12 protein-coding genes and 1 tRNA gene are annotated in these 11,713 nt (G+C 61.2%); 7 read left to right on the top strand and 6 right to left on the bottom strand.

Annotated features, from left to right (window positions below; translation table 11 throughout):
- Nucleotides 1–145: 145 nt before the first annotated feature.
- From K3174_RS15430 to K3174_RS15420, 3 genes are all read left to right on the top strand, one after another.
- Nucleotides 146–427, top strand: a complete 282-nt coding sequence (locus K3174_RS15430) for a type II toxin-antitoxin system RelE/ParE family toxin (RefSeq protein ID WP_221560329.1) — start codon at nt 146–148, stop codon at nt 425–427.
- Nucleotides 427–729, top strand: coding sequence for a HigA family addiction module antitoxin (locus K3174_RS15425; RefSeq protein ID WP_221560328.1), 303 nt, complete (start codon nt 427–429; stop codon nt 727–729). Before K3174_RS15430 ends, K3174_RS15425 begins: the two co-directional genes overlap by 1 nt.
- A 618-nt stretch (nt 730–1,347) precedes the next feature.
- A complete protein-coding gene (locus tag K3174_RS15420) occupies nt 1,348–1,614 on the top strand; it encodes a hypothetical protein (RefSeq protein WP_221560327.1) in 267 nt (88 codons plus the stop codon).
- Between the two features lie 154 nt (nt 1,615–1,768).
- Here the strand turns inward: K3174_RS15420 and K3174_RS15415 are convergent.
- From K3174_RS15415 to aspS, 6 genes are all read right to left on the bottom strand, one after another.
- Nucleotides 1,769–1,845: transfer RNA gene (locus tag K3174_RS15415), tRNA-Met, on the bottom strand.
- A 203-nt stretch (nt 1,846–2,048) separates the two neighbouring features.
- A complete protein-coding gene (locus tag K3174_RS15410; RefSeq protein WP_345719669.1) occupies nt 2,049–2,579 on the bottom strand; it encodes a 2'-5' RNA ligase family protein in 531 nt (176 codons plus the stop codon).
- Nucleotides 2,576–3,547, bottom strand: a complete 972-nt coding sequence (gene mltG, locus K3174_RS15405; protein ID WP_221560325.1) for an endolytic transglycosylase MltG — start codon at nt 3,545–3,547, stop codon at nt 2,576–2,578. The genes K3174_RS15410 and mltG overlap by 4 nt, the downstream gene beginning before the upstream one ends.
- A gap of 1 nt (nt 3,548) precedes the next feature.
- On the bottom strand, nt 3,549–4,808 hold the full coding sequence (gene fabF / locus K3174_RS15400) for a beta-ketoacyl-ACP synthase II (RefSeq protein WP_221560324.1): 1,260 nt from the start codon (nt 4,806–4,808) through the stop codon (nt 3,549–3,551).
- Between the two features lie 94 nt (nt 4,809–4,902).
- Nucleotides 4,903–5,139 (bottom strand): acyl carrier protein, encoded by a 237-nt coding sequence (locus K3174_RS15395; protein WP_006834437.1) that lies wholly within the window; start codon nt 5,137–5,139, stop codon nt 4,903–4,905.
- 110 nt (nt 5,140–5,249) lie between these two features.
- Nucleotides 5,250–7,034: an aspartate--tRNA ligase gene (gene aspS / locus K3174_RS15390; RefSeq protein WP_221560323.1), complete on the bottom strand. Its 1,785-nt coding sequence runs from the start codon at nt 7,032–7,034 to the stop codon at nt 5,250–5,252.
- 183 nt (nt 7,035–7,217) lie between these two features.
- Here aspS and rnd point away from each other — a divergent pair, with 183 nt between their 5' ends.
- The 4 genes from rnd (at nt 7,218) to K3174_RS15370 (ending at nt 11,544) form a co-directional block, all read left to right on the top strand.
- A complete protein-coding gene (gene rnd / locus K3174_RS15385; RefSeq protein WP_221560322.1) occupies nt 7,218–8,420 on the top strand; it encodes a ribonuclease D in 1,203 nt (400 codons plus the stop codon).
- A 250-nt stretch (nt 8,421–8,670) separates the two neighbouring features.
- Entirely contained in the window at nt 8,671–9,567 is an 897-nt protein-coding gene (locus K3174_RS15380; protein WP_221560321.1) for a hydrogen peroxide-inducible genes activator, read from the top strand.
- Nucleotides 9,568–9,811: 244 nt separating this feature from the next.
- Nucleotides 9,812–10,849: a hypothetical protein gene (locus K3174_RS15375; RefSeq protein ID WP_221560320.1), complete on the top strand. Its 1,038-nt coding sequence runs from the start codon at nt 9,812–9,814 to the stop codon at nt 10,847–10,849.
- Nucleotides 10,850–10,869: 20 nt separating this feature from the next.
- Complete coding sequence (locus K3174_RS15370; protein ID WP_221560319.1) at nt 10,870–11,544, top strand: hypothetical protein; 675 nt, start codon at nt 10,870–10,872, stop codon at nt 11,542–11,544.
- Nucleotides 11,545–11,713: the final 169 nt, after the last annotated feature.

Below are 11,713 nucleotides of genomic sequence, written 5' to 3'. Positions count from 1 at the left end.
GTTACAGGCTTGCACGCGAGTCTATGGCTGAAGCCAATATCCGACTGAAGTCGGAGGGGTTACTCCTCAAAAGAGGAGCCTAAAGTGTAACTCATAGCGATACAATCCGCTTGACCTAGGTTGTAACGCATGGCATTACACGTACATGGAAATCGCCAGTATTCATCATAAGGCTCTGCGCAGGTTTGTCGAAACCGGCAAGGCTAAGGGTGTGATCGAGCCGCAACGTCTGGTGAGAATGGTGGCATTCATCGTCAACGCGGGCGGTATCGAGGATTTACAGACGCCGCCGAATTTCGGTTTCCATGCTCTTGCGGGCGACCGTGAGGGCTATTTCGCCATGACCGTCACAAAGAACTGGCGGTTGACCTTTACCATGATCGACGACGACACCCTCGCCGATCTCGACTTGGAGGACTATCACTGATGGCTATCAAGTTGCACGATAGTTTCGCGATCCATCCGGGGCCGTGGCTTTTGGAGGAGATTGTGAAGCCCTACGGCATGAGCGTTTCCAGCGCCGCCGATCATCTGAAGGTGACCAGGCCGGCGCTCAGCCGCGTTCTGAACGGGCGCGCCGCGCTCTCTCCCGAGATGGCTATTCGCTTCGAAAAGGCGTTCGGGGTATCTGCGCAGACGATGTTGCGGATGCAGTCTGCACACGATCTCGTATTGGCGAAGAAGGGAGCCAAGGCGATCAAGGTCGATCGCGTGCCCGAACCGGCATGAGCGCAGATTGGGCAAACTTAGTCCGGCTACGCTGGGTTAAGGATGCTGTGGAGCGACCCAATGCCAGCTTAGCTACGGTCAGCACGGCATAGCTTTCCACTTCGCGCTCGAACGTCTCGGAAGGGACGTTGGCAACGCGGACGGCAGTTTTGGCCTGACGCTCGGACATACCGGCACCGGAAGCGGCCTCGCGGCGCGTGGGCGCAGAAAGGACACGGGCGTCCTTTTTGGTAGTGTCCCCGCCACGCCCGTCGAACTGCTTAAGCAATTCACCGCAACGGCGGATCGCGCGGGCCTGAATGCGGTCGGCGTGGCGAGCGTCGGCTTGGCGAGCTTATGGCCGCACAGCGTGATGCTGGCGATATGTCTGGTGGTGGGCGCGCTCGCGTTTGCGGGTTGCAGGAAAACCCGTAAAGTGAACCAATCACGCTCGCCGAAGCCGGTAGCGACAAGGCCAAGCTCGGCTTCTGGGACAAGGTGGCCAGCGAGGCGACGAGACCGCAGCCGAGCTTTGGGAGCTTTCCGAAAATCTGCATCGCCTCGACCTGACAAAGGAGCAGCGCGACGAGCATATCCGGCGCTATGCCGAACTGCTGGAGTTGAGACTTTCGCGTCAAAATGAACCGAAAGTCGAAGCGCCGGTCATGGGTCGCCCAAGCCGACGCGCTGGAAATCGAGAGCCTCGCCAAGCGCAGGCTGGCCGACGAATACGACGCGGCGCAGGAGCGGGGCGAGGTTCGTAGCGCCAACGAGCGCACCGCTTCCAATGCGGAAGCGGTAGGCGTTGCCGAACTCGGCATTTCGCACAAAGAAATCCACGAAGCCCGCCAGCTTCGCGACGCCGAAGCTGCCGATCCCGGTGTTGTGCGGCGCATGCTCGAATAGCGTTTCATGTCGCATCCATGTTGCATCGAAGCGCCGCGACACAATGCAAAACCACGCAAAACCGCCAAATTCATGCAACATGGCGCAAAAGCGATTGCGACATGGCAAGAGCGCCTCAGACGTTCGTAACAAGCTGATTATACTTGGAAAATCTTGGTAGCGGAGGAGGGACTCGAACCCCCGACACGCGGATTATGATTCCGCTGCTCTAACCACCTGAGCTACTCCGCCCCGAAGAGGCATGCCGGGGCAAGCGCCCGCTCGGCAGGCGGCGCGTTTAGGGCTGTCCGACGGCGGGGTCAACCGCGCAATTGCGCTCCCCGAACGATTTCTGCCGGCACGCCACATTCCACGCATTGGCACGCCGTTTCCCTGAACGCGCTGGCAGGAAACCGGGCCCCGCCAACGCCTTCGACAACCGTGAAATTCGGCCGCTACGGCGCGTGACGTCCCCTGAACGTGAAATCGCGGATCTGTTCCCACGGACCGCCGCGGTAGCGAAAGAGTTGCAGACCGCGAAATGCGAACGGGCCGGGTTCGATCTCGCCCGCCAAAACTGCCTGCAGAGCCTTCGCTTCCTTTGCCGTCACCTTGTTCTGGACGGTTACGTGCAGACGCGGGGCGTGCTGGTCCTGCTGGGTCAGCAGGCCGCGAAAATGGTCCGCGATCATCGCGCGAACTTCGAGCATGCCATGGCTCGACAACCGGATTGCCGTTCCGCCTCCCAGCGACATCATGCCTTCGACCTGCGCAGCGACAGGCGCGAATTCGGCGGCAAGCCGTTTCAGCAGGATGCACGCCTCGCCCTCGCACATAGCCGGCAGAGCGTGGAACAGCGTGACATGCGCTTCAAGGTAGTTGCGCTCGGGCGGAAAGTGCGCGGTTCGCATGGCGGTGAAGCGCGCATGGAGGTCGCGCGGCAATTGCGCGGTGACGATCAGCGGAGCATCGCCCTCGCCGCTCACATTTCCCCACGTTGGCGGCGTATCTCGAACCATTTGGCAACGTTGCGGTTATGCTCTTCGAGCGTCTCGGCAAAGGCATGGCCGCCCGTGCCATCCGCGACCATGTAGCGCGCGCTCGTTTTGGCCGGGTTCAGCACGGCAGCGATGGCTTCTCGCCCAGGATTGGTGATCGGCCCCTTGGGCAGGCCGACCATCGTATAGGTGTTGTAATCGTTGATCGCGGCGATTTCGGACTGCTTGATCCGGCGGCCGAGCGGCTTGCCCTTGGTTATCGGATAAATGATCGTGGGATCGGCTTGCAGCAGCATCCCGTCCTTCACACGGTTGGAATAGAGGCCGGCCACCATCCTACGTTCACGCGCGACGCCGGTTTCCTTATCCACGATGGAGGCCAGCGTCACCGCTTCCTGCACCGTATCGACCGCGATCCCCTCGACGCGCTTGGGCCATGCTTCGGCAAGGTAATTCTGCATCGCGGCCTGCATCCGCGCCAATACGGCGCTACGCGCCTCGCCGCGCTCGAAATCATATGTGTCGGGCAGTACCGAACCTTCCACCGGGACGGGGATTTCACCGGTAAGATGATCTTCCGCCATCAGCCGTTCGTGAACCATTATCGAAGGCAGTCCTTCGGGAATGGTCACGAAGCGGCGGATCACCTCGCCGTGCTGGAACGTGTCGAGGATCTGCGCATTGCTCGCGCCCGCAGGCAACAGGAATTCGCCTGCCATGATCGGGTCGGACGATCCGAATATCTTGGCCCGCAGCAGAAAGCCGCCGGAGTCCGAGATCAGCCCCTCGTCGGCCAGCTTGTCCGCAACCGAGGTCAGGCTCGCGCCCGAGGGCACGATGAAATTCGTGTCCTCTTCGACCTCGGCGCCGCCCCACCAGCCCGACAGGAACCAGATCGCGCCGATCGCGAGGACCAGCGACAGGACGGCTGCCAGGAGGCACCCGGCCTTCTTCACCTCAGTCGACCTTCTTGATGATCAGCGATGCGTTGGTACCGCCAAAGCCGAAACTGTTGTTGAGCGCGGCTTTGACCTCGCGCCGCTTCGCCTCGAGCGGGACCAGATCGACTCCCTCGGTGCCGTCGTCGGGGTTGTGCAGGTTCAGCGTGGGCGGAACCACCTGGTCCCGCAGCGCAAGGATGCAGAAGATGGCCTCGACCGCGCCGGCACCGCCCAGCAGATGGCCGATGGCGGACTTGGTCGAACTCATGGAAGCCCCGCCAAGATCGTCACCCAGCACGCGCTTGACGGCGCCCAGTTCGATCGTGTCGGCCATGGTCGATGTGCCGTGGGCATTGACGTAATCGATGTCGCCCGGCTCCATGCCAGCCTTCTTCAACGCCATGCGCATGGCCAGTTCCGCCCCTTTGCCTTCGGGGTGGGGAGCGGTGACATGATAGGCATCGCCGGACAGGCCGTACCCGACGACTTCGGCATAGATCTTCGCGCCGCGCGCCTTGGCGTGTTCGTATTCCTCGAGCGCCACCACGCCGGCGCCTTCCCCCATGACGAACCCGTCACGGTCCTTGTCATAGGGGCGGCTGGCTTCGGTCGGGCGGTCGTTCATGCTCATATTGAGCGCCCGCGCCTGGGCGAAACCGGCCACGCCAAGCGGGTTGATGGTCGATTCCGCGCCGCCTGCCAGCATCACGTCGGCATCGTCGAGCGCGATCATCCGCGCCGCATCGCCGATGGAGTGCGCCCCGGTAGAGCATGCAGTGACCACGGCGTGATTGGGACCCATCAGGCCGTATTTGATCGACACCTGACCCGAAATCAGGTTGATCAGTCGCCCGTGGACGAAGTGGGGGCTGACCCGGCCCGGGCCGCGTTCGTGCAGCACGATCGATTCGCTTTCGATGCCCGGCAGGCCGCCGATGCCCGAACCGATCGATACACCGGTGCGCAGCTTGAGCGCGTCGTCCATCTCGACCAGGCCGGCATCTTCGAGCGCCTGGCCGGCAGCATCGATACCGTATACGATGAAGGGGTCGACCTGACGCTGGACCTTGTGGTCGACCCGCTTGTCGGGATCGAAGCCGTATTCATGGTCCCTGGGTTTCACTTCGCAGGCGATGGTGCATTTCTGCCCGGTGGTATCGAACCGGGTGATCGACCCCGCCCCGCTCTTGCCCGCGATCAGGTTTGCCCATGAAGTCTCGACATCGCCGCCCAGCGGGGTGACGAGGCCAAGTCCGGTTACGACCACACGACGCATGTAATTCTCCGCAGATAAGACAACAGGCCCGGCCCGCTATCGGGTCGGGCCTGTCCAGTCCCGCATATAATGCGGGATTCGAAAAGCGCGAGGCTTAGCCCTTGTGCTCTTCGATATACTTGGTCGCATCGCCGACGGTGGTGATCTTCTCAGCCGCGTCGTCGGGGATTTCGACGCCGAATTCTTCTTCGAAGGCCATGACCAGCTCGACGATATCGAGACTGTCCGCACCGAGATCGTCGATGAAGCTGGCTTCCTGGGTGACCTTGTCGGCCTCGACGCCGAGGTGCTCGACGACAATCTTCTGCACGCGGTCGGCAGTATCGCTCATTTTTGTCCCTCTCAGATTTGGGGGTTATTGAATTGCCTGTCGCCCTAATGAACGCCGAGGACAAGCGCAAGTGTCCGCTCGAATGCCGTAAGGGCAAGCACAGATTTGCCTTAGCTCTCCGTTTTGGGCGCTTCAACAGTGCGGATATGCACATCGCGTAGCTGGCGCGGGCTGACCAGGCTGGGCGCGCCCATCATCAGATCCTGCGCCTTCTGGTTGAGCGGGAAGGCGATCACTTCGCGGATATTGGGCTCGTCGGCCAGCAGCATCACGATGCGGTCGATCCCCGGGGCCGAACCGCCATGCGGCGGCGCGCCGAGCTTGAACGCCTCGATCATGCCGGAGAAGTTCTCGTCCACATCGGCTTGCGTGTAGCCGGCGATTTCGAAGGCCTTGTACATGATGTCCGGGCGGTGGTTACGGATAGCGCCCGAGCTGAGTTCGTAGCCGTTGCACACGATGTCGTACTGCCACGCCTTGATCTCCAGCGGGTCCTGCGTTTCCAGCGCCTCCATCTCGCCCTGCGGCATCGAGAAGGGGTTGTGGCTGAAATCGACCTTTTTGAGTTCTTCGTCGTATTCGAACATCGGGAAATCGACGATCCAGCAGAATTTGAAGCAGCCTTCCTCGATCAGGCCCAGTTCCTCGGCCACGCGGGTGCGCGCGGCACCGGCAAGCTTGGCAGCGTCCTTTTCCTTGCCCGCAGCGAAGAACAGCCCGTCGTTCTCGCCCAGACCCAGCTCGGCATAGAGCTTCTCCATGCCCTCGGCACCGTGGTTCTTGGCAATCGGGCCACCGAACTCGCCGCCCTTGCGAGTGACGTAGCCCAGGCCGGCGAAGCCCTCGCGGCGCGCCCAGTCGTTCATCTCGTCGAAGAACTTGCGGCTCTTCTCCTGCGTGTTCGGCGCCGGGACCACGCGGACCTTGCCGCCGGTGCCGACGATCTTCTCGAACAGGCCGAAGCCGCTGGTAGTGAAATGCTCGGTCACGTCGCTGACGATCAGCGGATTGCGCAGGTCGGGCTTGTCGGTGCCGTATTTCAGCATCGATTCCGCATAGGGAATGCGCGGGAATTCGCCCGCGGGCGTCACGGTCTTGCCGCCTGAAAATTCCTCGAACACGCCCGCCAGCACCGGCTCGATCGCCTGGAAGACGTCTTCCTGCGTCACAAAGCTCATCTCGAAGTCGAGCTGGTAGAATTCGGGCGAACGATCGGCGCGCAGGTCTTCGTCGCGGAAACAGGGCGCGATCTGGAAATAGCGGTCGAATCCGGCAACCATCAACAGCTGCTTGAACATCTGCGGCGCCTGCGGGAGCGCGTAGAAACGGCCTGGATGCAAGCGGCTGGGCACGAGATAATCGCGCGCGCCTTCGGGCGACGAAGCGCCAAGGATCGGGGTCTGGAACTCGCTGAAGCCCTGGTCGATCATGCGGCGGCGCAGCGAGGTGATGACCTTGTTGCGCAGCATGATGTTGTTGTGCACGCGCTCCCGCCGCAGATCGACGAAGCGGTATTTGAGGCGCGTTTCCTCCGGATAATCCTCCGCCGAATTGACGATCAGCGGCAGATCGTCCGCGCGGCTCTGCACATTGACCGAGCGCGCGAACACCTCGATCCCGCCGGTTGGCAGATTCGGGTTCACGGCTGCATCGGCACGCGCCTTCACCGTACCGTCGATGGTGACGACCGATTCCAGCTTGATCCTGTCGAGGATCGGCAGCGCCTCGCTATCCTCGTCGGCAACGATCTGGGTGATGCCGTAATGGTCGCGCAGGTCGACGAACAGCACACCGCCATGATCGCGCTTGTTGTGCACCCAGCCCGACAGGCGAACGGTTTCGCCGACATTGTCCTTGTTCAGCGCAGAACAGTTGTGGGTACGGTAGGCGTGCATCTAAAATCTTTCCATTTTCGGAGCTATGACGCTAAGGGCGCGGCGGTCGCGCTGCCTCTAGCAGGAATCGCGCGCGCTAACAGGGCAAGGGCGGACTTTTGTCAAGGTTCACTCGCACTCCGTTGAGTTGGGTCGTTCAGGCCCGAGGGGTGGCACTCCGCTCCACAGACACGAAATGATACGATGAAAATACATGACCTGATTATCGAAACCGCACCGCTTGCCGAACTGTGCGAGCGCCTGGCGAAAAGCGAATTCGTCTGCGTCGATACCGAATTCATGCGCGAGAACACCTATTGGCCCGAACTGTGCCTGGTGCAGATCGGCAATGAGGAAGAGGCCGCGGCCATCGATCCGCTGGCCGAAGGGATCGACCTCAGCCCGTTGTGGAACCTGCTGTGCGACAATGAAGACGTGCTCAAGATCTTCCACGCCGGCGGGCAGGATGTCGAAATCGTCTACAATTTCACCGGCAAGACGCCGCATCCCATCTTCGACACGCAGATTGCGATGATGGCGATCAGCCAGTCGGAACAGATCGGCTATGCGAACCTCGTCGAAAGCTGGCTCGGCCTGACGATCGACAAGGGCGCGCGCTTCACCGACTGGAGCCGCCGCCCGCTGACCGATCGGCAGATCGAATATGCCATCGGCGATGTCACCCACCTCGCCAAGATCTTCCCGCGCATTCTCAAGAAACTCATCAAGACCGGCCGCGGTGCATGGCTCGATGCGGAGATGGACAAGCTTGCCGATCCGGAAAACTACGCCAACGATGCTGGCAAGGCGTGGCAGCGCATCCGCTCGCCCGGGCGCAACCCGGCCGTTCTCGGCCGCCTCAAGGCCCTCGCTGCCTGGCGCGAGAGCGAGGCGCAGCACAAGAACATCCCGCGCGGCCGCATCATGCGCGATGAAACCTTGGCCGATATCGCCAGCCATCCGCCCAAGAAACAGCCCGATCTGACCAAGGTCCGCGGTCTGTCGAATGCGTGGAAAGACAACGATATCGGCAAGCGTCTGATGAAAGTGCTCGAAAAGGCGGAGCCGCTGTCGAAAGATGAAATGCCCGAAAAGCCCAAGCGCGGCGCCCCTCTCGGCAAGGAAGGCGCGCTGGTGGCGGACCTGCTCAAGCTGCTGCTCAAGATCCGCGCGCGCGAGATCGATGTTGCCGCCCGGCTGCTGACCAAGGCGGACGAGATGGAAGCGCTGGCCGCAGGCGTGCGCGATCTCAAGATCCTCGAAGGCTGGCGCTACGACATCTTCGGCAAGGACGCGCTCGAACTGGTCGAGGGCCGCCTCGCCTTCGCCGTCAAGGACGGCCGGCTGCTGATGACCCATGTCGACGATCTGCATGCCGGCATGGTCGACGCGCAGGCGGCGGAGTGATGCAATCGGTCGCGCGGAAACGCAGAGACGCGGAGTGGGCTTTTCCGCTCACAGAGGCACTGGGGCGCAGAGGCCCCAAGCCGCGCAGCGGTTTCTTCTCCGATAAGCTCGTCGTGCCGCGCCGAATATTCAATGAAACGCGGCTTCGCCGCGGGCGCAACACCTCTGTGCCTCTGCGCCTCTGTGAGCGCCCCGAAAACCTTCAAATCTTCGCGCCTCCGCATGGAATGACACGGACATCGGCATCGAGATGAGCACCTACCTCCCCACCCTCAAGCAGCTGCAATATCTCGTCGCGCTGCACGAACATGGCCATTTCGGCCGTGCGGCGGAGGCCAGTTTCGTCTCGCAGTCCACCCTCAGCGCAGGCATTCGCGAACTCGAATCCCTGCTCGGCGTGACGCTGGTCGAACGCAGCCGACGCGTGGTGCGCTTCACCTCCCTGGGCAATCAGGTGGTCGAGAAGGCGCATCGCATCCTGCGCGAGGCCGAGGAACTGGCCGACTTGGTCCAGGCCGCGGGCAAGCCGCTGGCGGGCCAGCTCCGCATGAGCGTGATCCCCACGATTGCGCCCTTTCTGCTGCCGCGCTTTCTGCCCCGCCTGCGCCGCGAACGCCCCGATCTGGAGTTGCTGCTGCGCGAGGAAACCAGCCACGACGCGGTCGAATCGCTCCAGCATGGACGCGTCGATTGCGTGCTGCTCGCCCTGCCCTTCGCCACGGGCGAGGTCGAGAAGGCGCATATCTCCGACGACGAGCTTTATGTCGCCTTTCCCAAGGACGATCCGCGCGATCCGCCCGCCGTCATTCCGCCGAGCATGATCGACGAGGGCCGCCTGCTGCTGCTGGAAGACGGCCACTGCCTGAAGGACCATGCGCTGGCTGCCTGCAACCGCCCCGAACTGCGCGCCTCGGCCACCATGATTGGCACCAGCCTGCACACGCTGGTGCAGATGGTCGACAACGATCTCGGCCTGACCATGCTGCCCAAAATGGCGGTCGATGCGGGAATCCTGACCGGCACCGACGTGGTCGCCCGCCCCCTCAAATCCAAGAACGCCACCCGCGAAATCGCCCTGATCTGGCGCAAGAACTCGCCAAGGCGCGCCGATTTCGAATTGCTGGCCGAGGAATTGCGGGCCGGGTGACACGGGGGGGTTCTTGCGGTTTCTCCTTCGGCAGGTGCGGGCGTGCTGAAACCAGAATCTGCTAGATCAAAAGAACAATCTACTTCGCACAAGCGATGACATCGCCCGGATAAAGCCGGCTGCCAATGTCTTTCGCATAACCGGTAAATCTGGAAGTCAACACGGGCGAATACCTAGACGTTTTGCGCAGAGACAGTACCGCCCGTTTCGCTCATGTTCCTGTAATCAGACGAAAGGAACACCAATGAGCGGACTCGCAAATGTCATGGCAGGCGGCACGGTGGGCGATGCCTTCCTTTTACAAGGTCCCGCGGGCGACGTATCGGTCCAACAAGGCGGCGGCAGTCTCGACCAAATTTCCGCTCAAGTCTGGAGCAAGCCGGAGGTTAAGGCACTCTACGACATGCAGGCACGGGCCATGGGCATCGATCCGGCTTCCATTGCGCGCGGCAGCGATGCGGATGCCGAAGTTATGCAGGCATTCAACGAGACTTTGAACCGTGTCGACCCACAGAAGGGCGAAGCCTCGTTCATACAGGAATTCCGGCGTTCCGCGGAGACGACCGCGAGCGACATCGATCGCCGCGACACCGCGCGATTGAACACGATGTCGGCGATGGGCGTTCTTTCCGGTTCGCTACCTGCCGCAGCCGCGAAAGCCCCCGGCGCATCGCTCGCCGCCGAAGCGCTGCCGGTAACGGAAACGTTTGCACGGATAACGCCGAAAAACTCCGTCGCGATCGCCGCAGGTGCTACCGGCGCCGCCATCGGAATCGCCGCTGGCGAATTGGCGGGGCCAACGCGCCAGGATACGGACGAGAAAGAGCGCATCGGTACGGATTCTCTGGACACGGACCACGACGGCATTATCGAATGCAAGGAAATCGGCACGTGGGTGGACGAAAACCGCAACGGACGTAGTGCGAACGCAAATGCCTATCAGGATTTTATCAGCGGCGTACCAGGCACCGATTTTCATGTCGTCAATCCGGTGACGGGACCCGTTAAGTTCGACGGCTGCCATGACCGGCCAGACGGCGCGATGCTGGTAGAGGCCAAGGCCGACCATGGTGGCTGGGTTTTAGGTGGTGGTGTGTCAAAACTGGAGGATACTGGCATTGCAGATCAAGGGGAGCGCCAAAAAACAGCAGCCTCCACCCTAGGTGTACGTAATGAATGGCACACTCAGACTTTGCATGACAAAATGGTAATCGATAATATCTTTCGTAATAGCGAAATCGCTACGCCGGTTATTCACTCGCCCATGCCGGCCCACAAGTGATACCAGAGAGAAGGATTTTATTGTCGATCGAGGTTCCTCGCGGCGTGCATCCGCAGGAAGACAATCTTGCTCGGACCCAGGATTTGGCTGCTCGGCTCGCGACCATTGATCCGCTGCTGGACAATCTCAGTCTTTTCTTTGGCATCAATAAACCTTCCGAGTCTCTACCACCAGGCCAACTGATACGTGAGATGACCCTGGAGGACTGGAGAATCCGATATGAAAAAGGGATTGTTGGTCCAGCCCTCGGATCTCGTATCGGATTTTGGAATAGAAAGAAGCCTCTTACTGATCAGGCCTTTGGATTTAATGGAAAGTATAATGTTAGGGAAGACATAAGTCCGAATAACTTCTTTGCCACCAGAAACTCCATCCCTCCCACACTTATCGATCCTGCGATTCTCAATGCGATAGTCGAGGCCTTCGTCGACAGTTTCGATGCCAATCGGGCGGACGTCATCTGCATGGATTCAACATACGAGAAAGCGAACGAGCCGATTCAGTCGCTCTACATGCTCTGGCTGGACGAGGACGCTCCCTATCCTATTGCGGGAGAGGACTTCCGCCTACGCGCCGATCATCCTCCGCCCAGCCATTCCGAACCCTGGCTCGGCGGCACGCGATACATCTGGCCCGAACACGAACCGCGCGCCTGGCTTGGGCTGGATCCCGAAGAATCCGGAGATGGCGGATAGGAGGCGTTCCGGTCCGCTTCGCTGCCAAGGTCAGCTTGTTTCCGGGGAGCGAAACCATTTTCCTACGATCGCGCGCGTCGATAGGTTGCCAACATTATTTCATGTCGTCGATGGCTTGTCGGTAACGCCCCCGAACGGTGTGGGATGCGGCCGCGCCTATCTCCAGTTG

The sequence above is a fragment of the Qipengyuania qiaonensis genome (assembly GCF_019711515.1).
Classification (GTDB): Bacteria; Pseudomonadota; Alphaproteobacteria; order Sphingomonadales; family Sphingomonadaceae; genus Qipengyuania; species Qipengyuania qiaonensis.
The sequence above is the reverse complement of the archived record's forward strand: the minus strand, read 5'-3'. Positions and strand labels throughout refer to the sequence as shown.